Here is a 273-nt window from a genome sequence, read left to right on the forward strand (position 1 = left end):
TGGCGCAGGCGTTCGGCTGGCGGCTTGCGCTCGTGGCGGTTGGTGCGCCCGGCCTGCTGCTGGCGCTGCTACTGGTTGCGACCATTCCCGAACCTGAACGGAAGGATGCTGGGCAGAGTGCGGATACGCCCCCCTTCGCCATGGTGCTTCGGCGGCTCGCCCGTTCGCCTGCCTTCCTGCACCTGACCTTTGGCAGCGGCTTCGTCGGGCTGGTGGGGTTCGGCACCAATCTGTTCCTAATCCCCTTGCTGGTTCGCCGGTTCGATCTCCCGC

General features: G+C 67.0%; 1 protein-coding gene. It reads left to right on the top strand.

Going from position 1 to position 273, the window contains the following annotated elements; translation table 11 throughout:
- A partial coding sequence (locus ACWXWW_RS18035; RefSeq protein WP_455971384.1) for a hypothetical protein occupies positions 1–273 on the top strand: 273 nt, incomplete at both ends.

The sequence above is a fragment of the Microbacterium sp. KNMS genome (assembly GCF_053851835.1).